This window comes from Nesterenkonia sp. HG001, from assembly GCF_034438835.1.
Lineage (GTDB): Bacteria > Actinomycetota > Actinomycetes > Actinomycetales > Micrococcaceae > Nesterenkonia > Nesterenkonia xinjiangensis.
Genome location: NZ_JAOSZD010000005.1, coordinates 195,526 through 221,777, shown reverse-complemented (window position 1 = coordinate 221,777; position 26,252 = coordinate 195,526). Strand labels below are relative to the sequence as shown.

The window sequence follows — 26,252 nt, the reverse complement described above, 5'->3', positions numbered from 1 at the left end:
GTGTCCTTTCAGCGGGAGCGCAGTCGGCTGGTGATCAGTCCCATGCCCACCAGCCCGACCACGGTGACCAGGACTGAGAGCGCGGCGGCGGGCCCGTAGGAGCCCGCCTGCTGCAGGTTGAAGATGGCGACGCCGAGGGTCTGCGCGTTCGGCGCCAGCAGCAGCGCGGAGATGGTCAGCTCGCGCACCGCGGTGAGGAAGACCAGCAGAGCACCGGCGGCGGCAGCGGGGGTCGCCAGGCGGACCGAGACGTCGGAGAAGGCACGGACGGGGTTGGCGCCGCTGATCCGTGCCGCTTCCTCCAGGGTGGCGGAGGTCGATCTCAGAGGGGCCTCGATCGCCTGGACCACCAGCGCGAGGAAGGACATCACATACGCGCAGAGGATCAGCCACGGGCTGTTGTAGAGGCCGAGATGAGGGGCCAGCAGGAGCCACCCGACGGCGACGATCAGCCCGGGGACGGCCAGAGGAAGCAGCGCAGTGGTGCGCAGCGCGCTCCGACCGGGAAGCGAGGTGCGGGTGATGACGGTCCCGATCGCCAGTCCCACCGTGCCGGTGATGAGCGCCGCACCCGCGGCCAGGCCGAGACTCAGCTGCGTCCCCTCAGCGGTCCAGCGGCTCTGCAGCACGGTGCCGAAGTGCTGCAGACTCAGGTTCTCCCAGGTGAGGTCCACACCGGGGGCAGGCAGCAGGGACTGCAGGAGCAGAGCGCTCAGCGGCAGGACCGTGATGCCCATCACGAAGCCCCAGGTGAGCCCTCCCAGCAGCAACGGACGCCGGAGCCTGACCAGCTCTGCGGCCGAGTAGGAGGTCTCCATAGAGTAGGACCCCCGGGAGAATCTGCGCATGAGCAGCATGCCCAGCGCGGTCATCGCCAGGAGCACGCCACCGACGCAGGCCGCCAGCTCCAGCGGGTTCTCCACGGTGCCGGAGCGGACGAATCGGTAGGCGATCGTCGCCAGGGTCTCATAGCGCTCCGGCCCGCCCACCAGCGCGGGGATCCCGAAGTCGCCGAGGTTCGAGACCGCCACCAGGATGAAGGACGAGACGAGTGCCGGCTTCAGCAGAGGAAGGGTCACGTCCCGCAGCGCACGCCGGCTGTCGGCCCCTGAGGCCCTTGCCGCCTCCTCCAGCTCCGCCGGGATCCGGGCCAGGGCGGCGGCGATGAGCAGATAGGCGATCGGATACGAGTGGAGGGCCAGGAGCACGATGACGCCGTCGCCCCCGTAGATGATCCACAGCGGGCTGCCGAGCAGATCCTGCGCGACGCTGTTGATCATCCCGGAGGGCCCGAAGAGGCCTGTCCAGCTGATCGCGCCGATGAAGGGCGGGATGAGCATGGGGCTCAGCGCGAGGATCCTCAGCGCGGCGCGCCCGGGCAACGAGGTGTGCTCGATCAGCAGCACCAACGCTGCGGCGATGAGAACAGCCAGGATCCCGGAGCCGGTGGCGGAGGCGAAGCTGTTCCATGCCGCGCGCGCGACGTCGGGCTGTGCGAGCTCCGGAAGGCGGCCGCTGAGCGCCCCGTGGAGCACCACCGTGCCGAGCGGCACCAGCACCAGGCCGAGGCAGAGCAGCCACAGCCCGGCATTGAGGAGTCCCAGGGAGGGCGAGCGGAGTAGGGCGGGCCGCCCTCCCCGGAGGTCAGCCTCCGATGTGGCCGTTGAAGGCATCCAGCGCCTCACTGTGGACCTCGGTGATCTCCTGGAGGTCTGCGTCCATGAACTTGATCTCCTCGAGAGCCGGGGCTCCCTCCGGGCTGCCGGCATCCGTGCGCACCGGCAGGTAGTTCTGTTCCACGGCGAACTCCTGCCCGCGCCGGCTGATCACGTAGTCGACGAAGGTCTGGGCCGCTTCCGGCTCCTCGGTGGCCTCGAAGATGCCGATGGGCTGGTAGATGGAGGGCACGCCCTCGGCGGGGTAGGAGACCTCCACCGGGGAGCCGGCGTCGCGCAGGTCGCGCATCATGAAGTCCACCACGATGCCGACCGGCTGGCTGCCCTCGGCCACGGCCTGTCCCACGGGGCCGTTGGACTCGGCGATGACCGGGGAGTTGGCGCCCAGCTCGTCGAACCAGGACTCGCCGAGGTCCGGGTGGAGATACCAGACAGCGGAGTTGAACGCGGCGGCGCCGGAGACGGCGGGGTCGGGCAGGGTGATCTGGCCGTCGTATGCGGCCTCGGAGAGCTCCTGCCAGGACGATGGAGGGGTGTCGAGCTCATGGGTGTTGTAGGCGATGACGGTGGGGATGACACGGGTGCCCACGTAGTAGCCCTCCGGATCCTGCCAGGTCTCGGAGACCGAGGAGAGCTCCTCGGAGTCCAGTTCCCTGAGGAGGCCGTCCTCCTTGAACCCTTCGAAGGTCGGCGCGTCGGCAGCCAGGAAGACGTCGGCCCCGGGGCCGCCGCCGCGGAGGTCGGTCTCCAGGCGTGCGGTCAGGTCCCCGGTGCCGGCTCGGAAGACGTCGACCTGGATGTCCGGCTCCACCTCGCGGAAGTCGGCGAGCAGCGCGTCGATCTTCTCCTGAGGCTCCGAGGTGTAGAGCGTGATGGTCGCGCCGTCGGGCGCCCCCGCCGCGCCGTTTCCGCAGGCGGTCAGCAGCAGGCCGGAGAGCACAGCGATGCTGAGCGCGGACCGGCGTCGTGCGGTGTGTGACATGGTTCCTCTGCTCTGTTGGTTCTGCGTTGTGTGGTGATCAGGCGTGGTGATCAGGCGTGGTGATCAGGCGTGGTGATCAGGCGTGGTGATCAGGCGTGGTGAGGTGGACATCGGAGGCCTGCGGCGGGGCGCCGAAGAGCAGCGGGGCGTCCTCGGTCAGCGGGAAGGCGGTGACGCTCCAGGCCTCGGGAGTGAGGCTCAGCAGGCAGTATCCGGGGGCGTCGGCACCGCCTGCCGGGGCAGAGGCTCCCGGGAGCATGATCTGTCGGTAGGAGAGCGCGGGCCCGCTCCAGACAGGGTGAGCACCGAAGCTGCCGCTCTGGGCGTGGTGGTAGTGACCCGTGAGGAGCAGACGGACGTCGTCGCCGCTGCGCTGCAGCAGCTCACCGAGCGCCGCCGGGTTCCGCAGACCTTTGCCCTGCAGCGCCGGCAGGGGAGAGGTCAGTGGGCTGTGGTGCGGGCACAGGACCGTCCCCAGGGGGAAGCAGGGCCGCTCGCGGAGCTCATGCTCCAGCCATTCCAGCTGAGCCGGAGGCAGCTGCCCGGAGGAGCTGTCCAAGACGATGAGGCGCAGCCCTTCCACTTCTCGGGCGAAGAACCGGCGCGCCAGCAGCCCGGTGAAGCGGTCGGCGGCCACGACGTCATGGTTGCCGACCACGGGGATCAGCGCCGCGCCGAGCGAACTGGCGAGTCGTTCCAGTTCCTCCATCGCCGGCGCCAGCGCAGCAGGGGAGCAGCGGTCGATGATGTCCCCGGTGACCAGCACGACGTCGACCTGCGGGCGATGCTCGGTGAGCTGGCACCGCAGTGCGCGGATGCGTGCGATGCCGTCGACCTCGCCGTAGAGGTCTCCACCGGCGGTGGCGTGGATGTCGCTGAGGTGGAGGATGTTCAGCTGCATGCCGCAGCCAGTGCGTCGCTGGGGCTGGTGGCGTGTACCTCGAAGCCGGGTAGCCAGGGACGTCCATCTGCTCTGGTGCCGGCGACGCGGGCGTTGAACGTGCCGGGGAGGTCGAGGATGTCTGCCACGCGTGCGTCACCATTTCATGGGCCTGAGAACCTTGCGGCTCCATCATGGTGACTGCAGATGAACAGGGGACGACGCAGAAGGCATCGATCGTTGAGGCCCGGGTGAACTCACGGATCTTCGAGGAGGTCCCCAGCGGGAGCCGGTGTGCCCGGGGAGTGCGGGGGGGGGGGGGGGAGCCCCGCCGCGCAGCGGTGGGCGGACTGCCCCGAGCCTTCAGAGCTTCGAGGCTGCGGCCCTGTCCAGGTGCCAGACGGTCTCCGCCGCGCCGCGGGCGTTCTTGGCTGGAATCTCCTCCACCGGGGTGCCCACCTGGAATGCCTTCTTCGCGGCGTCGGCCTTGTCCTCACCGGTCACGACGGTCCAGACCCGGTGTGCGCTGTGGATCGCGTCAAAGGTCAGCGAGACCCGCGGGGGCGGCGGTTTGGGGGAGTCCTCCTCACCCACCGTGCTGCGTCCCGTGACGGCCAGGGAGGCCTTGCCGGGGAAGAGGCTGGCGATATGGCCGTCGGGGCCGACGCCCAGCAGGATCGCCGCGAAGCGCGGCAGCGCCAGGCCCGCGGGGGAGTCGTGCGGAGCATGTGCGGCCAGCTGTGCGGCATAGATCTCGGCACCGGCCGCAGGGGTCTCCGCCTCCGCGGAGGACGGCATCCGGTGGATGTTCTCCACGGGCAGGCCGTATGCGGCGACCAACAGGTCCAGCAGCGCCTCGTCGGCCTGCTGGGCGTTGCGCTCGGGATCTCCCGCAGGGAGCAGCCGCTCGTCCCCCCACCAGAAGTGCACGGCCGCCAGATCGAGTCCTTCGGCGGCGCCGGAGCGGAACAGCTCCGCGGCCGCGGCGAGCGTGCCGATGCCGGCCCCGCCGCCGGTGAGGACGACGTGGGCGGCCCCCTCCTCCTCCACAGTGCGGCGCAGCAGTGCGACGAGCCTCTCAGCCACGGCCCGGCACAGTGAGTCCTTGTCCTCGAACAGCTCGGTGCGGGGTTCGGCGGCGGCGGTGTTCAGCGACACGGTCATGGGTCGGTCTCTCCTCGGGGACGGGGATTCAGACGGCGGACTGCTCCATGCAGGCCGAGAGGTCGGTCTGGGGGAGCCCGCGGGTGAGGACCTCACCGAAGACCTCGTCGGCGTCGAGACGCCGCATCTCCTCGGAGAGGCAGTCCTCCAGGGTCCTGTGGGGCAGCGGCACCTGCTGCACCGGGGCGTCCTGCAGGTGCAGGGAGGCGATGTCGCCCCCCGGACGGGACAGCACGACGTCGCCCGCGTCGGTGTGCAGCCGCACGGCGCTCAGACCGCGGTCCACGGTGTGCCGGGTCAGCATGACCGGCACTCCCAGTGCCAGCTGCAGCCAGGCCGCTAGCAGCGCGGAGCTGGGCAGCTCCGGGGCCGCCTCCACCGTCGCGCCGGTGATGTCCTCGGCGTCCATGGTGTCCAGGATGCTGGCCAGCTGGATTCGCCAGCCGGTGATGCGGGTCCACGCCAGGTCCGAGTCGCCGTCGTGGTAGCTCTCGGCCACGGTGCGCAGCGCCTCCAGCGGGCGGGCGGCACGGGCGGTGTCGGTGATGCGCCGGTGCGCGATGCTGCCGATCGGAGTGCGGCTCACATCCTCCGGCACCTCGTCGGCCCACCAGGCGACGATCGGGGCATCAGGCAGCAGCAGCGCGGCCACCATGGCCTCGTTCTGCTCGGCCAGTTCGCCGGAGGCACGCAGCACGATCACCTCCGAGGCGCCGGCGTCGCCGCCCACGCGGATCTGGGCGTCCAGACGCGTGGGGCCGGCGGGGTCGCCGGCGGCCAGCACGATGATCCGGCAGGGATGCTCCCGCGAGGCCAGGTTCGCCGCGGCGATAGCCGGCTCCGAGTTCTCCTCGGAAGCCAGGATCACCAGCGTCAGCACGCGGGTCAGGGCGACGACTCCGCCGGCCTCCCGCATCTGGTTCATCTGCTTGGAGACCTTCGAGGTCGTGGTGTCCGGAATGTCAACGATCACAGGTCATCTCCTCGTCTTGCCCGGCTACGGCCGGCGCCAGGTGCGTCCGTCGCGGGCCAGCAGCTCCTGGGCCGACGGAGGGCCCCAGCTGCCCGGAGCGTAGGGCTCCGGCTGCTCGTCCAAGGAGGCCCAGTGCTCCTCGAACGGGTCGAGGATCTTCCAGGACAGCTCCACCTCCTCGTGCCGGGGGAACAGCGGAGGCTCACCGAGCAGGACATCCAGGATCAGCCGCTCATAGGCCTCGGGACTGTCCTCCGTGAACGCATGCCCATAGCCGAAGTCCATGGTCACATCGCGCACCTCCATCTGGGTGCCGGGCACCTTGGAGGCGAAGCGGATGGTCGCTCCCTCGTCAGGCTGGACCCGGATGACCACGGCATTCTGTCCGAACTCGTGGTCGTCGTGGTCCAGGAACAGCAGGTTGGGGGCGCGTTTGAAGATCACGGCGATCTCGGTGACCCGGCGCCCGAGGCGCTTGCCGGCACGCAGGTAGAACGGCACTCCCGCCCAGCGGCGGGTGTTGATGTCCAGCTTCAGGGCCGCGAAGGTCTCGGTCCTCGAGGCGGGGTTGAACCCCTCCTCGTCGAGGAACCCGACGACCTTCTCGCCACCCTGCCAGCCGGAGGTGTACTGTCCGCGTGCGGAGGCCGCATCGAGGTCCTCGGGCAGGTTGACGGCGGCCAGCACCTTCTCCTTCTCGGCGCGCAGGTCCTTCGCGTCGAAGGAGATCGGCTCCTCCATCGCGGTGAGAGCCAGGAGCTGCAGCAGGTGGTTCTGGATGACGTCTCGGGCGGCGCCGACGCCGTCGTAGTAGCTGGCGCGGCCGCCGATGCCGATGTCCTCGGCCATGGTGATCTGGACGTGATCCACATGCTGGGCGTTCCAGAGGGGCTCGAAGAGCTGGTTCGCGAAGCGCAGCGCCAGCAGGTTCTGCACGGTCTCCTTGCCCAGGTAGTGGTCGATGCGGAACACCGAGTCCGAGGGAAAGACCTGCTCCACGACGCGGTTGAGTTCGCGGGCCGACGTCAGGTCATGCCCGAAGGGCTTCTCGATGACCACCCGGCTCCAGGGGGCGGTGCGGCCGTTGCGCGAGGAGGTCTCCTCCGCGCGGCCGGCGAGCCCGTGGGCGGAGAGCTTCTCACAGACGATCTCGAAGGAGTTCGGCGGGATCGAGAGGTAGAAGGCATGGTTGCCGCGTGTGCCGCGGGACTCCTGGACCTCTCGCAGCGTCTCGCCGAGCCGGGAGTAGGCGTCGTCGTCGTCGAAGCCGGTGGCCGGGACGAACCTCAGGCCTGCGGAGAGCTGGTCCCACACACGTTGGTCGAAGCTGGTCCGGGCAGAGGCCTTCACATGGGTGAGGACCTCCTCAGCGAACTGTTCGTGCGTCCATTCGCGACGGCCGAAGCCGACCAGTGAGAAGCTCGGCGGCAGCAGCCCCCGGTTCGCGAGGTCGTAGATGGCAGGCAGCAGCTTCTTGCGGGCCAGGTCACCAGTGACGCCGAACATCACCATGGCATTGGGCCCGGCGATGCGGTTGAGGCGCCGGTCCCGGACATCGCGCAGCGGGTTGCTGCTGCGGGCGGTGCGGCTGCTGCGCTGGGTGCTCCGAAGAGTCGGATTCATACGAGCTCTCTCTGTGTCTCTCCTGGTCAGGACAGGGCGTCTCGACTGTGCGTGTCAGGACAGGGCGTCGACGGCGTCGAGGACCTGCGTGAGTCCCGCGGCGCGGTCCTTCAGATGCACCTGCAGCACCGGCATGCCGTGGCTCGCGAGGACCTGGGCGTCCCCGGCAGCCTGGGCGCCGATCAGCTTCTGCAGGGTGAAGGGACGTTCCGGGACCTCGAGGTCCGTGTCGGCATCGGTGGTGATCTGCAGGAATGCCCCCACGTGTGGTCCGCCCTTGTGGAACTGGCCGGTGGAGTGCAGGAAGCGCGGACCCCAGCCGAAGGTGACGGGACGGCCGGTGAGCGCGGCCAGCTGCGGTCGCACCTCCTCCAGACGGGTCTCGGTGGTCCGGTCCAGGTAGGCCATGACCGCGAGGTAGCCCTCGCTGGGCACCTGTCCGAGCAGCGCACGCAGTGCGGAGACGAGGTCCTCACCCGTCGCGGCACCGCCGTCGGCCCGGATCTCCACGGATCCGTCGACGACGGCCTCGCCGGCCTCCGGGGCGGGGGTGTCGAGCAGCCCACGTGCCGCGGTCTTGGCCGACTCCACGTCGGGCTGATCGAAGGGGTTGATGCCCAGCAGAGCGCCGGCCACGGCGGTGGCGACCTCCCAGAGGACGAACTGGGCGCCCAGGCTGCCGCCGGTGCGGACCACATGGGGGGTCACCACGGTGTCAGCGGCGTCGCCGTCCACCGAGGAGCCCTCCTCGACGTCGGGGTCGATGATCTGCACCACCAGGACGTCGTCGAGCTCACTGGTCAGCTCCGGCTCGCCGTCGGAGACGATGACCGGGAGCACGCCGGTGCCTTCCTTGCCGGTCGACTCGGCGATGAGCTGCTCGATCCACGCCCCGAGCCCGACCAGCGGGGAGCCGGCGTCGGTGATGACCAGCTTGTTGCGCAGCGGCTGGGTGCCGCCGATCGCCGAGGCCAGCTGCAGCCCCGGGTTGGCGTCGTCGTCGCCGGTCAGCACAGTGAAGGCCTCTTCGGCATCGTCCAGCAGGCTCTCGACGTCGGCTCCGGCCAACCCGGACGGCACGAGGCCGAAGGCTGTGAGCGCGGAGTACCTGCCGCCCACCGTGGGGTCGGCCTCGAAGATGGCGCGCACGCCTTCTGACGCCGCCGACTGCGCGAGCGGGGAGCCCGGGTCGGTGACGATCACCGTCCGGGACGCGGCATCGATGCCGGCGGCCGCGAAGGCGGCGGAGACGATGCGGCGCTGCGAGTCGGTCTCCACTGTGGAGCCGGACTTGGAGGACACCACGAGCACCGTGCGTCCGATGTCCTCGCCGACGACTGCCGCGACGTGCTGCGGGTCCGTGGAGTCCAGCACGGTCAGCGACACGCCGTCGGTGGCGCAGATGACCTCGGGGGCCAGCGAGGACCCGCCCATACCGGCCAGCACCACGCGGTCGACTCCCTCGGCGATGAGTGCCTCACGGAGTTCGGCGATGCGGGGCAGCAGGGCACGGGAGTCGTCGAAGAGCGAGACCCAGCCCAGCCGCTTCGAGGCCTCGTCCTCAGCGGCGGCGCCCCAGAGCGTGTGGTCCTGGGCGGCGAGACGGCTGGCGAACTCGTGGTCGATCAGGCCAGGGACCTGGACGTCCACTGCGTCGCGGGCGGCGCCGCGCAGGGTGAGGGAGAGGGAACTCATGGTGTGAATCCTTTCGAAGCAGAGGCTGTCGAGGCAGACTGTCGCCTCGGAGCGGCCGCGTGAAGCCGGTGGCGTGGCCGAGTCTCGGGGTGAGGCGGAGATGAGGCTGAGGAGGACTGAGCTGCCGACCTCCGGCGACATCGGGTGTCCGACGTCGCCGGAGGGGCGGATCAGCGGCCGTGGTTCGGCCGCTCAGCGAGTGGTCCTCAGGCGACGACCCGTCGCAGCCCGGCGTCGATGGTGCCCAGCAGCCCTTCCCAGGACTTCACGAATTTGTCGAGACCTTCGGCCTCCAGGACGTCGACGACCTCGCGGTAGCTGATGCCCGCGGCGGCGATGCCGTCCAGCACACGGTTGGACTCGACGTAGGTGTCGGTCATCGTGTCGCCGTCGACGGTGCCGTGGTCGGCCAGGGCCAGCAGGGTCTTCTCCGGCATCGTGTTGACCACGCCGGCGGCGACCAGCTCGGTGACGTACAGGGTGTCGGAGAGGTTCGGGTCCTTCGTGCCGGTGGAGGCCAGCAGCAGCCGCTGCGGGTGGGCCCCGCGCTCGGCCAGCAGCTGCCAGCGCTCGGAGCTGAAGGATTCCCCGGCGATCTGGTGCGCCAGACGGGCGTTGGCCAGGGCCGCGGAGCTGCGAAGCTTCTCGGTGCCCGGCTTGCCCTCCTCGGCGGCCAGCTCGAGGCGCTTGTCGACCTCGGAGTCCACGCGGGAGACGAAGAACGATGCCACCGAGTGGATCTTCGAGATGTCCCGGCCGTCGGCGTGGGCCTTCTCCAGGCCGAGCATGAACGCGTTGATGACCGCCCGGTACCGCTCCAGGGAGAAGACCAGCGTGACATTCACGCTGATCCCCTCCGCGAGGACGGCGGCGATCGCCTCGATCCCCTCCACGGTGGCGGGGATCTTGATCAGCACGTTCTCACGGTCGACGGCCTCCCAGAGCTGCTTGGCCTGGGCGATCGTGCCCTCGGTGTCTCGTGCCAGGCGGGGGTCGACTTCGATGGAGACCCGGCCGTCGACTCCGTCGGTGCGCTCGTAGACGCCGGAGAAGACGTCGCAGGCCTGCCGCACGTCGGTCGTGGTGATGTCGAAGACGGCCTTCTCGGCGTCGGCACCGGCGTCCGCGAGCTCGCTGAGCTGCTGCTCATACGCCTCGCCCTTGGCCAGGGCACTCTCGAAGATCGTCGGGTTCGTGGTCACGCCGACCACATGGTGGCTCTCGATGAGTCCGGCCAGCGAGCCGGAGTCCAGACGTTCACGGGACAGGTCGTCCAGCCAGATGGAGACGCCCTGCTCGGAGAGCGCCTGCGTGTTCGCGTTGGTGGTCATGGGTGTGCCTCCTGGTGGCAGGTCTGCGGGCGGCGGCGCCGCCCAAGGGTCAGGTCAGCGGGCTGGGTGTCAGCGTGCGGCGGCCACGGACTCCTCCGCCGCCTCGGCGACGGCCTCGGAGGTGATCCCGAACTCCCGGTAGAGGGTCTGGTAGTCGGCGGAGGCACCGAAGTGGTCCAGGCCGATGATCCGCCCGACGTCGCCGACGATGTCCCGCCAGCCCATCGAATGGGCGGCCTCCACGGAGACGCGGGCACGCACTCCGGCGGGCAGCACGGACTCGCGGTACTCCGCACTCTGCTCGAAGAACCACTCGCGGCAGGGCATGGAGACCACGCGGGCTGCGAGACCCTTCTCGGCGAGCTGCTCGCGCGCCTCGACGGCCAGCTGCACCTCGGAGCCGGTGCCGATCAGGATCACATCGGGAGTGACCGCCTGGCCATCCCTGACGGCCTCGGCCAGCACGTAGGCTCCCTGGGAGACTCCCTCGACCGAGCCGAAGGACTCGGCGGTGGCCGGGCCGTCACCACGCTCGTAGGTGGGGATGCCCTGACGTGTCAATGCCAGGCCGGCCGGGCGGTCCCGACGGCGCAGCACCTCGCGCCAGGCGACGACGACCTCGTTCGGATCACCGGGGCGGACCACGTCCAGGCCGGGGATGGCCCGCAGCGAGGCCAGCTGCTCGACGGGCTGGTGGGTGGGGCCGTCCTCGCCGAGACCGATGGAGTCGTGCGTCCAGACGAAGATGGAGCCGATCCCCATCAGCGCGGCCAGACGCACCGCCGGACGCTGATAGTCGGAGAAGATGAGGAACGTGCCGCTGTAGGTGCGCAGCGGCGTCGACAGCTGGATGCCGTTGGTGATCGCCGCCGCCGCATGTTCCCGGACGCCGAAGTGCAGGTTCCGACCGAAGGGGTTGCCGGAGAACTTGGAGGTGGAGCGCTCCTCGGGCACGAAGGAGGGCGAAGCGGCGATGAGCGTGTTGTTGGAGCCCGCGAGGTCGGCGGAGCCGCCCCAGAGCTCGGGGAGGACGTCGCCCAGGGCGTTGAGCACCTTGCCAGAGGCGGCGCGGGTGGCGACGGCTTCACCCGCAGGGAACTCGGGCAGGCTCTCCTCCCAGCCCGTGGGCAGCTCGCCGGCGCTCAGCCGGTCCAGCAGCTCGGCGGCCTCGGGGCTGGCCTGGCGCCAGGCCTGGTAGGCCTGGTCCCACTCGGCGTGCGCGGCGGCACCGCGCTCGACGACGTCGCGGGCGTGGGAGAGGACCCCCTCGTCCACGGCGAAGTGCTGCTCCGGGTCGAATCCGAGGACCTGCTTCAGGGCGGCGAGCTCGTCACCGCCCAGCTTCGATCCGTGGACGCCCCCGGTGTTCTGCTTGTTCGGGGCGGGCCAGCCGATGATGGTGCGCAGGCTGATCAGCGAGGGCTTGTCCGTGGTGGCCTTGGCCTCGGCGATGGCGCGCTCGAGCTCCGCGACGTCCTCGACGTAGTCGCCGGTCTTCAGCCAGTCCACGCGCTGCACGTGCCAGCCGTAGGCCGCATAGCGGGCCGCGACGTCCTCGGTGAAGGCGATGTCGGTGTCGTCCTCGATGGAGATCTTGTTGTCGTCGTAGATGACCACGAGATTGCCCAGCTGCTGGTGGCCGGCGAGCGAGGAGGCCTCGGAGGTGACGCCCTCCTGGAGGTCGCCGTCGGAGGCGATGACCCACACGTGATGGTCGAAGGGGCTCTCGCCCGGAGCGGCGTCGGGGTCCAGCAGACCCCGCATACGGCGCTGACCGTAGGCGAAGCCGACGGCGGAGGCCAGACCCTGGCCCAGCGGGCCCGTGGTGATCTCGACGCCGTCGGTGTGGCGGTACTCCGGGTGGCCGGGGGTCAGCGAGTCCCAGGTGCGCAGCGCCTTGATGTCGTCGAGCTCCAGGCCGTAGCCGGAGAAGAACAGCTGGAGGTAGAGGGTCAGCGACGTGTGACCGGGGGACAGGATGAACCGGTCGCGGCCGATCCAGTGCGGGTCCTTCGGATCATGCCTCATGACCTTCTGGAAGAGCAGGTACGCGGCCGGAGCCAGCGACATGGCCGTGCCCGGGTGGCCGGAGCCGACCTTCTCCACGGCGTCGGCGGCGAGCACGCGCAGGGTGTCGACGGCCCGCTCGTCGAGATCGCTGAAGACGGCGGAGTCGTTCACGGCTGTTTCGGTCACTGAGATTCCTCCAAGGTTTCGACGGATGACAACGAGGCTGCACTTCGTCGTGCCGCGCGTGTCCAGACTACCGGGGTCGAGCATATGTGTCTCGCATCATGTGGTGATTGCCGAATGCTCACGCGAGCGGTCATGTGAGGTGAGGATCGCTCGGGACGGCGTTCGGCGTCGCTCTGGCCAGGGAAGACGGCCACTTCCGCGTCCTCAATGGCGACTGGTCGTCCGTCCGGATGATGGAATGCGGTTTCCCAAATCCGTCGCAACACAGGACGTCCGTGATTCACTGCTCAGATGAGCGGTCCAGATGAGCGGCGGTGGCCGGCTGCTGGTCCAGCCCCAGCGCCAGGCCCACGAGTTCGAGCGACCGATGCCGGATCACCAGGTCAGCATGCTCCGCCAGTGCCGGCTTGGCGCAGAAGGCCACGCCGACGCCGGCGGCGGTCACCATGTCCAGGTCGTTGGCGCCGTCGCCCACGGCGACCACCGACGCTGCAGGGATCCCCTGGTCGGCCGACCAGCGACGCAGGCGGTCCGCCTTCGCGGCCCGGTCCACCACCTCACCCTCGACACGGCCCGTGAGCCGGCCGGACTCGACCTCCAGCAGGTTCGCATCGGTGAGGGAGAGCCCTAGCCGGGCGGCCAGCGGATCGAGCACCTGCACGAAGCCTCCCGAGACCGCGCACGCCGGCCACCGGCGTCGGCGGAAGTCGCCGATCAGCGTCTCGGCGCCGCAGGTGGGCGAGACCGCCTGCACTGTGGAGTCGATCACCGACAGCGGCAGTCCTGCGAGCACGGCCACGCGCTCGTGGAGCGAGTCGGCGAAGTCGATCTCCCCGCGCATCGCCCGCTCGGTGACCGCGGCGACCTCCTGCTCGCGTCCGGCGTGCCGGGCCAGCAGCTCGATCACCTCCTGGTCGATGAGGGTCGAGTCCACGTCCATCAGCAGCATCTTCGGCCCTTCGGGGCGCATGCCGGCCGGGAGCACTGTGGTGGTCACCGGCGCAGCGCCGTCGAGGGCCTCCTCGCCCTGTCCCTCGGCCTCCAGCTGTTCGGCGACCCGGTCGGCCACGTCATGGAGGAGCGAGATCAGCAGCTGGGTGCCGTAGGAGTCGTCGGAGTCATCCAGCGTCACGGACCACCGGGCGACCTCCACCTCTCCGTCGCCGGCGGCGTCGCGGACCGCCACCCGGCGGGTCTCCACGCTGTGCACTGCACCGCGGCGCTCGAGCTCCGCGGTGAGCGAGCGCAGCAGCGGAACATCCAGGCGCCGTGCGGCGATCATGGCCACCGCCCCCGGGGGCAGATCCGGAGAGGGTGCCGGGGCCGATGGGGAGGCTGAAGGGGACGCCGGCGTGGAGGCCGGGGAAGGGGCTGAGGAGGGGGGAGGAGACACGCGGCCGGAGGGATCAGTCATAGTGCGACCAGGGTATCCGGCTTCGATAGTGTGGGGCGCATGAGTCCAGTCCTCGACATCCAGGGCGTCAGCGTGCGCCGCGGCCGGAAGAATCTGCTCGACGACGTCACGTGGTCCGTCGCTGAGGACGAGCGCTGGGTGGTGCTCGGACCGAATGGGGCAGGCAAGACCACCCTGCTGCAGATCGCGGCCGCACGGCTACACCCCACGGTGGGGTCGGTGCAGATCCTGGACGAGACGCTGGGCGCCGTGGACGTCTTCGAGCTGCGCCCGCGGATCGGCCTGTGCTCCAACGCGCTGGCCTCCTCGATGCCTGTGGGGGAGCGGGCCCTGGACATGGTCGTCACCGCCGCCTACGGCGTCACGGGCCGCTGGCGGGAGGAGTACGAGCGGCTCGACGAGCGTCGCGCCTTCGAGCTGCTCAACTCCTGGGGCGTGGGCACCCTGTTCGACCGGACCTTCTCCACGCTCAGCGAGGGGGAGCGCAAGCGTGTCCAGATCGCGCGGGCCCTGATGACCGATCCGGAGCTGCTGCTGCTCGACGAGCCTGGGGCCGGGCTCGACCTCGCCGGGCGTGAGTCGCTGGTGCACCGCACCGCGGAACTCGTGGCCGCCGAGGAGGCGCCGACCACCGTGCTGGTCACCCATCACCTGGAGGAGATTCCGCCGGGATTCACGCATGTGCTCCTGCTCCGTGAGGGCCGCACAGTGGCTCAGGGACCGATCCGTGAGGTGCTGACCTCGGAGAATCTGTCCACCACCTTCGACATCCCCCTGCAGCTCCACGAGCGCGAGGGGCGCTTCTCCGCGTTCGCCACCACCGGCTGAGCCTGCGATGGAGCTCCTCGGACTGGGCCTGGACCAGGTCCTCATCATCGCGCTGGCCGCGGTCTGGGCCGGTGCCATCAACGCCGTCGTCGGCTCCGGCACGCTGGTGACCTTCCCCGTGCTGGTCGCCATGGGCTTCCCGCCGGTGACCGCGACCATCTCGAATGCGATGGGCCTGATCGCCGGCAACATGGCCGGCACCTGGGGATATCGTCGCGAGATCGCCCAGGTCGGCGGAACGCTGCTGCGTCTGGTGCCCGTCTCGCTGCTGGGCGGCGTCGTCGGCGCTCTGCTGCTCCTCACGCTGCCGGAGGAGGTCTTCGAGACCGTGGCGCCGGCGCTGATCGTCGTGGCGCTGGGCTTTGTGGTCTTCCAGCCGCGCCTGCAGCGCTGGGTGCGGGCGCGCAAGGCCGCCGAGCAGGAGCGGCTCACTCGGCTCGCTGAGGACAACGGCCAGGAGCCTCCGGCCGAGCGCCCGGAGGTCGGGCCGCTGTTGATCGCTCTGGTCTTCTTCGCCGGGGTCTATGGAGGCTACTTCGTCGCCGCCCAGGGGGTGCTGCTGGTCGGCATCCTCGGGGTGTTCCTCGCGGCGAGCCTGCAGCAGGCCAATGCGGTGAAGAACGCGCTGGTGCTCACGGTGAACCTCACCGCGGCGGTCAGCTACCTCTTCCTGGCAATAGACCGCATCGAATGGGTGGTCGTGGCCATCATCGCCGTGGGCTCCACCATCGGAGGCTTCACCGGGGCCTGGGTGGGGCGCCGCCTCAGCCCTCTGGTGCTGCGCCTGGTGATCGTCTCCCTCGGGCTCGTGGCTCTGTTCGTCATGATCCGCAACCTGCTGGGCGCATGAGCGGCCCGTCTCGTCCCGTCGACGCCGGAGAGGCCCGTGCGGTGCCCAATCCGGTCATCCGCCTCGACTCGGCCGATGACCCCCGTGTGACGGATTACCGGTCTCTCACCGACGCGGGGCTGCGCCGTCGACAGGACCTCGAGCACGGGATGTACATGGCCGAGTCCAGCCAGGTCGTCCGCCGGGCGGTCGCCGCCGGACATCGGCCGCGATCGTTCTTCATGGAGCATCGGCACCTGGCGGGCCTCGCCGACGTCGTCGCCCGCTGGCCCGACGCCCCCGTCTACCTGGGCGAGGAGCAGGTGCTGGAGGCCATCACCGGATTCCACCTGCACCGCGGGGCGTTGGCGGCCATGCATCGACCGCCGGAGCTGAGCCTGGAGGAGGTGCTGGCTGGACTCGGCACCGGCTCGGAGAAACAGCGGCTCCGCATCGGGATCCTGGAGGATCTCACCGACCACACGAACGTCGGTGCGGTGTTCCGGTCCGCTGCGGCTCTCGGGCTGGATGCCCTGATGCTGTCCCCGGCCTGCGCGGATCCGCTGTACCGCCGGGCGATCCGGGTCTCGATGGGGGCTGTCTTCCAGGTGCCCTGGACGCGGATCCACCCGTGGCCCGATGGTCTCGCGGGCCTGCAGGAGGCCGGCTTCGTGGTGGCGGGCATGTCGCTGGGGGAAGGATCCATCACCCTGGATGCGCTGGTGGCGGAGGACTACCCCCGGCTGGCCCTGGTCCTCGGCAATGAGGGCGATGGACTCCGGGCGGAGACGGACCGACGTCTGGATGCGCGGGTGACGATCCCGATGATGCCCGGGGTGGACTCGCTGAATGTGGCCGCGGCCTCCGCGGTGGCGTTCTACGCGACACGCTGATCGGCGCGGCGCGGAGTCCCTCCCGTACCCAGCCTCCGCCAGGCACCCGCTCTCGTGGTCTGTGCCACACTGGTGCGCATGCGCATCGCACTGACAGGCTCTTCAGGCAAGCTCGGATCTGTGGTCGCGCGGGAGCTTCGTGCCGCCGGTCATCGTGTGATCGGATTCGATCGCACGGGGGAGCGGGATCGCGACTTCGTGCAGATCGATCTGACGGACCACGGAGAGGTCGCCGACGCCCTGGCCTCGGTGAACGACACGCACGACGGCGTGGACGCGCTGGTGCACCTCGGCGCCATCCCCGCCCCGGGGCTCGCTCCCGATGTCGCCACCTTCCACAACAACATGCTCGCCACGTTCAACGTGTTCTGGGCGGCGACGAAGCTAGGGATCACCAGAATCGTCCACGCCTCCAGCGAGACCGTGCTGGGACTGCCCTTCGACGTGCCCCCGCCCTACATCCCGGTCGACGAGGAGTATCCGGCCCGCCCCGAGTCCGTCTACTCGCTGGTGAAGCACCTCGAGGAGCAGATGGCGATCGAGCTCGTGCGGTGGAACCCGCAGACATCCATCACGGCGCTTCGCTTCTCCAACGTGATGTGGCCCGAGGACTACGGCGCCTTCCCCTTCGACGAGGATCCGCGCGAGCGCAAGTGGAACCTGTGGAGCTACATCGACGCCCGCGACGGCGCACAGGCCGTCGAGAAGGCGCTGCAGACCGCACCTGCCGGCTTCGACCGATTCATCATCGCCGCCGCGGACACCGTCACGACTCGCAGGAACGCCGACCTCGTGAGAGAGGTGTTTCCCGAGGTGCCGATCCGCGGCGACCTCGGTGAGCACGACACGATGCTCTCCATCGAGAAGGCGCGCCGTCTGCTCGGCTTCGAGCCGCGGCACACCTGGCGCTCATGATCCGTGGCGACGCGCTCGTCATCGGGGCCGGCGTCGCCGGGCTGACGGCCGCCCGCCTGCTTGGCCGGGCGGGGCGGTCCGTCGTCGTGCTGGAGGCCCGGGACCGCGTCGGCGGGCGGGTGCACACTGCACATGGGCTCGACCTCGGTGCCAGCTGGATCCACGGGATCGACGACAATCCCGTCGCCGAGGCCGCCGCGGCCTTCGACATGCCCATGGTCGAGTTCACGGTGGGCGGATATCAGGTCGACGGCCGTCCCGTCGTGTACTTCGGGCCCGACGGTGCACGCCTTTCTGCCGCGGAGGCCCGAGCCTTCGCTGAGGACGTGCACACCGTCGACCGGACGCTCGTCCCGCTCATCGAGGCCTCCGGCCCGACCGACTCCTATCGGGATGTCGCTGAGGCCGCGCTCGCGGCCCAGGGGTGGGACGCCGACCGGGCCCAGAGGGTCCGTGATCACCTCGCCCATCGCAGCGAGGAGCAGTACGGCGTCCGGATCGAGGATCTCGCCGCACACGGCCTCGACGATGATGAGATCATCGGCGACGAGGTGATCTTCCCTCGCGGCTACTCCGCGCTGCCGGAGAACCTCGCCGCCGGACTCGACGTACGTCTCGAGCATCTCGTCACGCGGCTCATCTGGGGCGCCGACGGCGTCGTCGTCGAGACGGACCGGGGCAGTTTCGCCGCGGACACTGTGGTCGTCACCGTGCCCGTCGGCGTGCTCAGGTCCGACCGGCTGCGGGTGGAGCCGCCGCTTCCGGAGCCGGTCTCGACGGCGCTCGGACGCCTGGAGATGAATGCCTTCGAGAAGGTGATCCTGCGCTTCCCGCGCCAATTCTGGGACGAGGACGCCTACGCCCTCCGGCAGCTGGGACTGGAAGGGCACTGGTGGCACTCCTGGTACGACCTCACCCGGCTCGACGGCGTGCCGACCCTGCTGACCTTCGCCGCCGGGCCCGCCGCGGAGGGGATCCGCGCCTGGAGCGACGAAGACGTCGCCGACTCCGTGCTGGTGCAGCTGAGGAGGCTGCACCGCGACGTCCCCGAGCCCACCGAGGTGCACGTCACGCACTGGGGCGACGATCCGTTCGCCTGCGGGTCGTACGCCTACATGCCGGTCGGGTCCCGGCCCGAGGACCATGACGACCTGGCGATCCCGCTCGGCGGCGTGCTGCACATCGCGGGAGAGGCGACCTGGGGCCAGGACCCGGCGACGGTGACCGCGGCGCTGTGCTCCGGACACCGCGCGGCCGAGAACATCCTCGGCCGTCCCCTCCCGATCTCCGAGATCTGGGCGGGCTCCGAGACTGGGGCGGGATTCGAGATAGGGCCAGGATGCGAGGCGGGGCTCGGGCATGATCGGCGCCCGGGTGGGTTGGGCCGAAGGGCCGGCCTGGGATAGGATGGTGTGCTGGTCCGAAGAGGGCCCCCTGATCCACGCGCCTCTGGCAAAATCCAGCGGCAGACACGAAGGATATCCGCATCATGAAGTCTGACATCCACCCCACGTACGGGCCGGTCATCTTCAACGACCTCTCCTCCGGTGAGAAGGTCCTGACCCGCTCCACCGCCACCTCCACCAAGACCATGGAGTGGGAGGACGGCAACACCTACCCGGTGATCGACGTCGAGATCTCGGCGGCCTCCCACCCGTTCTACACCGGCAAGCAGCGGATCATGGACTCCGCCGGCCGTGTGGACAAGTTCAACAAGCGCTTCAAGGGCTTCGGCGGCAAGAAGTAAGACGTCGCCACCGCCTCTGACGTCCCGCACGGCGGAGGCAGCACGACCAGGGCCGCGGCACGTGCCGCGGCCCTCGTCGTGTCCGGGGAGCTTCAGCGGTCAGGATTCGCCCCCGGTCCGCCGGCTCCCGGTGTCCGGCAGTACGATGGTTGCCGTGATGAGCCCTCAGCAGAGCAGTCCGCAGCAGCCCCCCTCCTCCGGCGTCGCGGGAGCTGATCCCGTGGCCGGCGTCGTGCGCCCCGGCACCGGGGCCACCCGCCACGGCGAGTACAAGGTCGCCGGCGGCAAGCTGGTCGTCGTCGACCTCACCGTGGACGAGGAGGCCCGCCGCATCGCCGCCGTCTCGGTCAACGGTGACTTCTTCCTCGAGCCTGACGACGCCCTGCTGGACCTCAACCGCTCGCTGGTGGGGCTCGACGTCGACGCCGGCCGAGAGACCATCGCCCGCGCGGTGGAGGCCGGCATGCCCGACGACGCCCAGATGTTCGGCTTCGACGCGGGGGCCGTGGGCATCGCCGTGCGACGAGCCCTGGGGCATGCGACCAGCTGGGAAGACCATGAGTGGGAGATCCTTCCACCCATGAAGCTGCCGATCGCGCTCAACGTCGCCCTCGACCAGGTCCTCACGGAGGAGGTCGGCCGGGGGAACCGGCCGCCGCTGCTGCGCCTGTGGGACTGGAGCGAGCGGGCCGTGGTGATCGGCTCCTTCCAGTCGCTGATCAACGAGGTCGACGCCGACGCGGCCCGGGCCACCGATACCACGGTGGTGCGTCGGATCTCCGGCGGGGGCGCCATGTTCATGGAGCCCGGCAACTGCGTGACCTATTCGCTGTGCGTCCCCCAGTCCCTGGTGGACGGGATGAGCTTCGCCGACTCCTACCCGTTCCTCGACTCCTGGGTCATGGAGGCGCTGCGCGAGGTCGGGGTCGAGGCCTCCTACAAGCCGCTCAACGACATCGTCTCAGCGGCCGAGGGCGAGTCCCGGGGGCGCAAGATCGGCGGCGCGGCGCAGAAGCGGCTCGCCAGCGGCGCGATGCTGCACCACGTGACCATGAGCTATGACATCGACGCCGAGAAGATGCTGCAGATCCTGCGCATCGGCCGGGAGAAGATCTCCGACAAGGGCATCACCTCCGCCGTGAAGCGCGTGGACCCGCTGCGCAGCCAGACCGGGCGCAGTCGAGAGGAGATCCTCGAGACGTTCATGGAGGTCTTCGGCCGACGCTACGGCGCCCGTCCGGCGGCGATCCGTGATGCTGAGATGGTGCGTGCCCGGCAGCTGGTGGAGGAGAAGTTCGGCACCGAGGCCTGGACGTCTCGCGTCCCCTGAGGCCGGTGCGCCCGGACCGCACACCGTGCCTCTGAGGAGCAGTAAGGAGGCATATGGCCCGATTCGTGAACCACGTGGCACGCGTGCTAAAGTTTCATGTCGTTGCCCACGGGCATCGATCACCCGCGCGGGTGGCGGAATAGGTAGACGCGCTAGCTTGAGGTGCTAGTCCTCTATTAATGAGGGTGGGGGTTCAAGTCCCCCTCCGCGCACGATTCAGACCCCGGTCTGATCAGGAGAGATCCTGATCAGACCGGGGTCTTTTCGTCGTGTGCCCGGCGGAGTACAGAGGTCTCCGTCACCGCCGACGCGACAGAGTTAGTCCAGTGGTCTTGATTTCGAGAGTGGCGTATGTCTCAATGGTCGGGTGACGAAGTATCACGGGATCCGGGACCAGCTGCTCGAGCGGATCGACTCCATGGCCGCGGGGGAGCAGCTGCCCTCTGAGCGCGAGCTCGCCGCGGAGCTCGGCGTGGCCAGGATGACGCTGCGCCGAGCCATCGACGAACTCGTCGTCCGCGGCGCCGTACGTCGCCGCCACGGCTCGGGAGTCTTCGCCCTGGGGCCCAAGCTCGATCAGGGGCTGGCCGCAAGCTCCTTCACCCGGGACATGCAGGCCCGCGGACTGAGGCCCGGCGCCCGCACCCTCTCCTTCGACACGGGCCCGGCGGGCACGCTGGCCGCCCGCCGTCTTGACCTCGCCCCGGACACCGCGCTGATCCGCCTGACCCGCCTGCGTCTGGCAGATGATGAGCCCATCGCCCTGGAGCAGCTGCACGTGCCCGCCGAGCTGGTGCCCGGACTGAGCCGGGGAGACCTCGAGGACCGTTCCTTCTACACGCTGCTGGCGCAGCGCTACTCCGTGACGCTGGCTAAGGCTGTGCAGACCATCGAACCTACAGTCCTGGACGCCCAGGAGTCCCGCGACCTCGCCGTGCCCGAGCACACCCCCGCCCTGCACTTCGAACGCACCTCCTGGGACGCCGACGGCCGGGCCGTCGAATTCGTTCGGTCCGTCTATCGAGGCGACCGGTACAAGATCCGCACCGAGCTGGCCCTGCCCGGGCCCGAGCAGGAGGCACCGTGATCATCACCGGCCTGATGTCCGGAACCTCCGCCGACGCACTCGATGCGGCCCTGGTGGAGATCACCGACGACGTCGACGGGACCCTGCACCTCGACCTCCTGGCGGCACACGAGGTCCCCTTCCCCGACGCGCTCACCGCCGACATCCACCGACTGCTCACTCCTGGGGAGGTTCCGCTGGAGCTGGTCAGCAGCGTGGACCGCGAGCTGGGCCTGCACAGCGCCGGCGCCGGCGCGGCACTCCTCGAAGCGTCCCCGGACCGGACCGGCCGGCGATGCGAACTGGTCGTCACGCACGGACAGACCATCCGCCATGAGGTGGTCGACGGCCAGGTGCTCAGCACCCTGCAGATCGGCCAGCCCGCCTGGATCGCCGAACGCACCGGCCTCCCGGTACTCTCCGACATCCGCGCGCGAGACGTGGCCGCAGGGGGTTCCGGAGCTCCGCTGGTCAGCCTCCTGGACCACCTGCTCCTGGCCGGACGCCCGGGTGCCGCCGCCGATCGCGCCACGGCGATGCTCAACCTGGGCGGCATCGCCAACATCACCGTGGTCGCTCCGGGCCGCGAGACGATCGCCTTCGACACCGGCCCGGCCAACGCGCTCATCGACGTCATGGCACGGAGACTCAGCGGCGGTGCCCAGCGCTGGGACCGTGAGGGCCGACTCGCCGCCCAGGGAGAGGTGGACCAGCCTCTGCTCGAGGCTCTCCTCGCCGAGCCCTACTATGCCCGGCCGGCCCCGAAGACCACGGGCAAGGAGCTCTTCCACGGAGATCATCTCGACGCCGCACTGCACAGACGCGCCACCCTGCCGGGCCCACGGCCCAGAGACGTCGACGTCGTCGCCACCGTGACCGCGCTGACGGCTCGGACCGTGGCCCAGGCCTGCCGCCGCCACGATGTCGGCGAGGTGGTCGCCTCCGGCGGCGGAACCCGCAATCCGACGCTGATGCGGATGCTGCGCGCTGAGCTGACGCACGGGGGAGCGCTCATCGAGCTGACCACCACCGATGACGCCTTCGGCCTGCCGGAAGGGGCCAAGGAGGCCTGCCTGACTGCATTGCTGGGCTGGCTGAGCTGGCACGGGCTGCCCGGCACCCTGCCCAGCGTCACCGGCGCGGCGCACCCCTCCGTGGCCGGACGCCTGACCCCCGGACACGACCCCCTGGCCCTGCCCGATCCGCGTGGCCGGATGCCCGACCGCCTGCGCATCCGCCGGGCCTCGGAACCAGCCGCCGCCCCGACGACCACCCCCGCGCACCAGTGCCCAGGAGGCCCGGAATGCACACCCTAGACCTCATCGTCATCCTCGGATACCTCGCCGCCACCGCCTGGCTGGGGCTGCGTCTCAGCGGCCGCCAGGCCGGGCTGAAGGACTACTTCCTCGGCGGACGCAACCTGCCATGGTGGGCCGTCTGCCTCTCGGTGGTGGCCACGGAGACCAGCGCGCTGACCGTGGTCGGCACCCCGGTGATGAGCTATCTGGGGGACTTCTCCTTCCTCCAGGTGGCCATGGGCTACCTGATCGGGCGCATCGTGGTCGCCTTCCTGATGCTTCCGCGCTACTACGACGGCGAGATGGTCACCGCCTACGCCTATCTGGGTAAGCGGTTCGGGCAGAGCACCCAGACCACCGCCGGGGTGACCTTCCTCTTCACCCGCCTGCTCGCCGATGGTGTGCGGGTCCTCGCCGCCGCGATCCCGATGAAGCTCATCCTGGACGGCATGGGCCTGCACACGAACTACTTCACGATCATCGTGATCCTCTCCGTGGTCACCATCGCCTACACGTTCATCGGCGGCATCAAGGCTGTGGTCTGGGTCGACGTCGTCCAGATGTGCCTGTACGTGCTGGGCGGATTCCTGGCGATCATCGTGGTCTCCGTGCAGACCGGCGGCGGCTGGTTCACCGACGCGGCCGCGGACGGCAAGCTGAACCTGCTGGTCACCACCGGCAATCCGCTGTCCGACGCCTCCACGCTGATCCCCTCGCTGATCGGAGGCGCGGTGTTCGCGATGGCCTCCCACGGGGCCGACCAGATCGTGGTCCAGCGTCTGCTGACCTGCCGCAGCCGTGGTGAAGCCCAGAAGGCGCTCATCGGCTCCGGCATCCTGGTCTTCTTCCAGTTCCTGGTGTTCCTGGTGGTGGGTCTGGCGCTGTGGGGATACTACGAGCAGCGTGCTCCGCAGGACCTGGGGCTGGGGCGCGACGATGAGATCTTCCCCCTGTTCATCATCGAGGCGCTTCCGGCCGGCATCTCCGGTCTGCTCCTCGCCGCGATCCTGGCCGCCGCGATGAGCACCCTGTCCTCCTCGCTGTCGGCGCTGTCCTCCTCCACCGTGACCGATGTCTACGCGAAGATCCTGCGGCGCCCGCTGGGGGACCGCGAGGGGCTGCGCGCCGGCCGGTGGGCCACTGTCGGATGGGGCCTGGCCTTCATCGTGCCGGCGGCCTTCTTCCAGTCCGACGAGGGCAACATCGTCATCCTCGCCCTGGGCATCGCCGGCATCACCTACGGAGGGCTGCTCGGGGCGTTCATCTTCGGCATCGTGAACAGCAGGGCCCGGGCGGCCGACGCGAACATCGCCTTCGTCGCCGCGGTCGCGGTGAACCTGTTCTTCTTCGTGATGGAGAAGTATGTGGTGGGGGAGGTCTGGGTGGCCTGGCAGTGGTACCCGCTGCTGGGAGTCATCGTCACACTGAGCGTGGGCGGACTGCTCGGGCTGCGCCATCCCGCCCCCACTCGCCCCGCCGACGTGCCCACCACCTGATCGTCCCCGGAAAGGACCCCATGGCCCAGCACGACGCCGCCCTGCCGCCCACGGAACGGCGCAACCCCCGCACAGAGAACCTGGAGGAGCTCAGCACCGAGGAGCTGCTGCGCCGTCTCCATGACGAGGACCACCGAGCGGTGTCCGCGGTGGACGCGGTGCTGCCTGATCTCGCCGTCGTGGTCGACCGGGCCGCCGAGAGGTTCAGGCGCGGAGGCGATGTGCACTACTTCGGCGCAGGGACCTCCGGGCGGCTGGGGGTGCTCGACGCCAGCGAGCTGCTCCCGACCTTCAACCTGCCGCCCGGGAGGGTCGTCGGGCATATCGCCGGCGGACCTCGAGCGCTGCAGGAGGCGGTCGAGGACGCGGAGGATTCCTTCGACGACGGCGCCGCCGCAGTGGCGGAACTGGGCGCCGACGACGTCGTCATCGGACTCACCGCCAGCGGCTCCACCCCCTACGTGGGCGGGGCGCTCGCCACCGCCAGGGACCGTGGACTCGCCACCGTGCTGATCTCCAGCAACCCGGAGGCCCCGCTGCGGGCGCACGCAGACCATCACCTCTGCCTCGACACCGGGCCGGAGGCCATCACCGGCTCCACGCGCCTGAAGGCCGGCACCGCGCAGAAGCTGGTCCTCAACGCTTTCTCCACCGCCCTCATGGTGGCCGTCGGGCGGACCTGGAGCAACCTCATGGTCTCCATGGTCGCCACCAATGCCAAGCTGCGCGAACGCACCGTGCGCATCCTGCGCGAGGCCACCGGCCTCGAGGAGCCTGCGGCCCGCAGGACGCTCGCCCAGGCTGAGGGCGACCTGAAGACCGCCCTCCTGATGGCACTCTCCAGCCTTGACGCGGATCAGAGCGCCCGCCTCCTGCATGAGCATGACGGCTCGGTCCGCGATGCCCTACGCGCCGACGAGAAGCCTGCCACGCTGCGAGAGCAGGGGCGGACATGACGCTGCTCGGCATCGACGTCGGCGGCTCCGGCAGCCGAGCGGCCCTGCTCGCCGGCGACGGCGCGTCACGCTGGGTGCTCCACGGTCCGCGTGTGGAGGTCCGCCCCACCGGGAGCACCGCCGCGGAGATCGTCCAGGAGCTCATCCGCCGGATCCGCGAGCAGCGTCCGGCGGACCTGCTCGATCTGAAAGGTGCCGCAGTCGGCGCCACCGGCCTCGCCTCCCTCGTGGCCCGGCCGCAGGACATGCTGGAGCTGCTGGGTGGGGAGACCCGCACCGCCGGGGCGGTCGCCATCGACGCCGTCACCGCACACCTCGGAGCGCTGGGCGGCGCGGGCGGAGCCGTCACTGCGCTGGGCACCGGTGCCATCACGGTCAGCCACCCTGGTCCGCAGGGTCCCGGCCGCTGGCGGCGAGTCGACGGCTGGGGGCATCTGCTCGGGGACCGAGGGGGAGGATCCTGGGTGGGGCGGCGCGCGCTGGAGACCGCGCTGCGCGCCCATGACGGCCTCGACCCGGCCGGGGCCGCGATCCTGGCGCAGGGCGTCCGCCGGTTCGGACCGCCGGGCAGCTGGCCGGCGCAGATCTATCCGCGCCCGGACCGCGCGGGGGTGCTCGCCTCCTTCGCCCAGGACGTCGTCGGTCTCGCGGAGCACGATCCCAGCGCCCGGAACATCCTCCGCGAAGCCGGCAGGGAAGCCGCCGCGGGCACCCTGGCGGCGCTCGAGGCCGCCGAGCGGACCGAGGACACGCCCGTCCCGCGCCGGGCGGCGCTCGCCGGAGGGCTGGCCGGGACCGCGGTTCACCTCCAGGAGAGCTTCCGCGCCGTGCTCGAGGAGGCCGATCCGCCCGTGGACCTGGTGCCCTCCCAGGGGGACCCGCTCGACGGAGCCCTGCGCCTGGCGCGGATGGTGGCCGGTGGGGTCCGCGTGGCGCAGCAGGGCCATGTCTGGACATGAA

Annotated in this window: 22 protein-coding genes and 1 tRNA gene; 13 read left to right on the top strand and 10 right to left on the bottom strand. The window is 70.1% G+C overall.

Annotation, left to right across the window (positions count from 1 at the left end; translation table 11 throughout):
* Positions 1-8 precede the first annotated feature (8 nt).
* The 10 genes from ODE13_RS10590 to serB form a co-directional block, all read right to left on the bottom strand.
* On the bottom strand, positions 9-1,673 hold the full coding sequence (locus tag ODE13_RS10590) for an iron ABC transporter permease (protein WP_322479239.1): 1,665 nt from the start codon (positions 1,671-1,673) through the stop codon (positions 9-11).
* Positions 1,645-2,658: an ABC transporter substrate-binding protein gene (locus ODE13_RS10585; RefSeq protein WP_322479238.1), complete on the bottom strand. Its 1,014-nt coding sequence runs from the start codon at positions 2,656-2,658 to the stop codon at positions 1,645-1,647. Before ODE13_RS10585 ends, ODE13_RS10590 begins: the two co-directional genes overlap by 29 nt.
* A 76-nt stretch (positions 2,659-2,734) precedes the next feature.
* Positions 2,735-3,559 (bottom strand): metallophosphoesterase, encoded by an 825-nt coding sequence (locus ODE13_RS10580; RefSeq protein ID WP_322479237.1) that lies wholly within the window; start codon positions 3,557-3,559, stop codon positions 2,735-2,737.
* 342 nt (positions 3,560-3,901) lie between these two features.
* Positions 3,902-4,702, bottom strand: a complete 801-nt coding sequence (pgl, locus tag ODE13_RS10575; RefSeq protein WP_322479236.1) for a 6-phosphogluconolactonase — start codon at positions 4,700-4,702, stop codon at positions 3,902-3,904.
* Between the two features lie 28 nt (positions 4,703-4,730).
* Positions 4,731-5,675: a glucose-6-phosphate dehydrogenase assembly protein OpcA gene (locus ODE13_RS10570; RefSeq protein WP_322479235.1), complete on the bottom strand. Its 945-nt coding sequence runs from the start codon at positions 5,673-5,675 to the stop codon at positions 4,731-4,733.
* Between the two features lie 24 nt (positions 5,676-5,699).
* Positions 5,700-7,298, bottom strand: coding sequence for a glucose-6-phosphate dehydrogenase (zwf, locus tag ODE13_RS10565; RefSeq protein ID WP_322479234.1), 1,599 nt, complete (start codon positions 7,296-7,298; stop codon positions 5,700-5,702).
* A 54-nt stretch (positions 7,299-7,352) separates the two neighbouring features.
* Positions 7,353-8,993 (bottom strand): glucose-6-phosphate isomerase, encoded by a 1,641-nt coding sequence (locus ODE13_RS10560; protein WP_322479233.1) that lies wholly within the window; start codon positions 8,991-8,993, stop codon positions 7,353-7,355.
* A 206-nt stretch (positions 8,994-9,199) separates the two neighbouring features.
* Complete coding sequence (tal, locus tag ODE13_RS10555; RefSeq protein ID WP_322479232.1) at positions 9,200-10,324, bottom strand: transaldolase; 1,125 nt, start codon at positions 10,322-10,324, stop codon at positions 9,200-9,202.
* Positions 10,325-10,393: 69 nt separating this feature from the next.
* Complete coding sequence (tkt, locus tag ODE13_RS10550) at positions 10,394-12,604, bottom strand: transketolase (RefSeq protein ID WP_416210656.1); 2,211 nt, start codon at positions 12,602-12,604, stop codon at positions 10,394-10,396.
* A 196-nt stretch (positions 12,605-12,800) separates the two neighbouring features.
* Positions 12,801-13,802 carry a phosphoserine phosphatase SerB gene (gene serB, locus ODE13_RS10545; RefSeq protein WP_322479230.1) on the bottom strand — a complete coding sequence of 334 codons (1,002 nt, stop codon included), beginning with the start codon at positions 13,800-13,802 and terminating at the stop codon, positions 12,801-12,803.
* Between the two features lie 171 nt (positions 13,803-13,973).
* Here serB and ODE13_RS10540 point away from each other — a divergent pair, with 171 nt between their 5' ends.
* From ODE13_RS10540 to ODE13_RS10480, 13 genes are all read left to right on the top strand, one after another.
* Positions 13,974-14,762 (top strand): ABC transporter ATP-binding protein, encoded by a 789-nt coding sequence (locus tag ODE13_RS10540; protein ID WP_179542618.1) that lies wholly within the window; start codon positions 13,974-13,976, stop codon positions 14,760-14,762.
* Positions 14,763-14,769: 7 nt separating this feature from the next.
* The gene (locus ODE13_RS10535) at positions 14,770-15,612 is read left to right on the top strand and encodes a sulfite exporter TauE/SafE family protein (RefSeq protein WP_179542619.1); all 843 of its coding nucleotides are present in this window, start codon (positions 14,770-14,772) and stop codon (positions 15,610-15,612) included.
* Positions 15,609-16,484, top strand: a complete 876-nt coding sequence (locus ODE13_RS10530; protein ID WP_322479229.1) for an RNA methyltransferase — start codon at positions 15,609-15,611, stop codon at positions 16,482-16,484. The genes ODE13_RS10535 and ODE13_RS10530 overlap by 4 nt, the downstream gene beginning before the upstream one ends.
* A 78-nt stretch (positions 16,485-16,562) precedes the next feature.
* On the top strand, positions 16,563-17,399 hold the full coding sequence (locus ODE13_RS10525; protein ID WP_322479228.1) for an NAD(P)-dependent oxidoreductase: 837 nt from the start codon (positions 16,563-16,565) through the stop codon (positions 17,397-17,399).
* On the top strand, positions 17,396-18,805 hold the full coding sequence (locus tag ODE13_RS10520) for a flavin monoamine oxidase family protein (protein WP_322479227.1): 1,410 nt from the start codon (positions 17,396-17,398) through the stop codon (positions 18,803-18,805). The genes ODE13_RS10525 and ODE13_RS10520 overlap by 4 nt, the downstream gene beginning before the upstream one ends.
* Positions 18,806-18,888: 83 nt before the next feature.
* A complete protein-coding gene (locus tag ODE13_RS10515) occupies positions 18,889-19,146 on the top strand; it encodes a type B 50S ribosomal protein L31 (RefSeq protein ID WP_179542623.1) in 258 nt (85 codons plus the stop codon).
* Between the two features lie 157 nt (positions 19,147-19,303).
* Entirely contained in the window at positions 19,304-20,476 is a 1,173-nt protein-coding gene (locus ODE13_RS10510) for a biotin/lipoate A/B protein ligase family protein (RefSeq protein WP_322479226.1), read from the top strand.
* Between the two features lie 125 nt (positions 20,477-20,601).
* Positions 20,602-20,688, top strand: a tRNA-Leu gene (locus tag ODE13_RS10505).
* 155 nt (positions 20,689-20,843) lie between these two features.
* Positions 20,844-21,563 carry a GntR family transcriptional regulator gene (locus ODE13_RS10500; protein WP_322479225.1) on the top strand — a complete coding sequence of 240 codons (720 nt, stop codon included), beginning with the start codon at positions 20,844-20,846 and terminating at the stop codon, positions 21,561-21,563.
* On the top strand, positions 21,560-22,858 hold the full coding sequence (locus tag ODE13_RS10495; RefSeq protein ID WP_322479224.1) for an anhydro-N-acetylmuramic acid kinase: 1,299 nt from the start codon (positions 21,560-21,562) through the stop codon (positions 22,856-22,858). The genes ODE13_RS10500 and ODE13_RS10495 overlap by 4 nt, the downstream gene beginning before the upstream one ends.
* Positions 22,846-24,336, top strand: coding sequence for a sodium:solute symporter (locus ODE13_RS10490; RefSeq protein ID WP_322479223.1), 1,491 nt, complete (start codon positions 22,846-22,848; stop codon positions 24,334-24,336). Before ODE13_RS10495 ends, ODE13_RS10490 begins: the two co-directional genes overlap by 13 nt.
* A 20-nt stretch (positions 24,337-24,356) precedes the next feature.
* Positions 24,357-25,292 carry an N-acetylmuramic acid 6-phosphate etherase gene (gene murQ, locus ODE13_RS10485; protein ID WP_322479222.1) on the top strand — a complete coding sequence of 312 codons (936 nt, stop codon included), beginning with the start codon at positions 24,357-24,359 and terminating at the stop codon, positions 25,290-25,292.
* On the top strand, positions 25,289-26,251 hold the full coding sequence (locus tag ODE13_RS10480) for a BadF/BadG/BcrA/BcrD ATPase family protein (protein ID WP_322479221.1): 963 nt from the start codon (positions 25,289-25,291) through the stop codon (positions 26,249-26,251). The genes murQ and ODE13_RS10480 overlap by 4 nt, the downstream gene beginning before the upstream one ends.
* Position 26,252 lies beyond the last annotated feature (1 nt).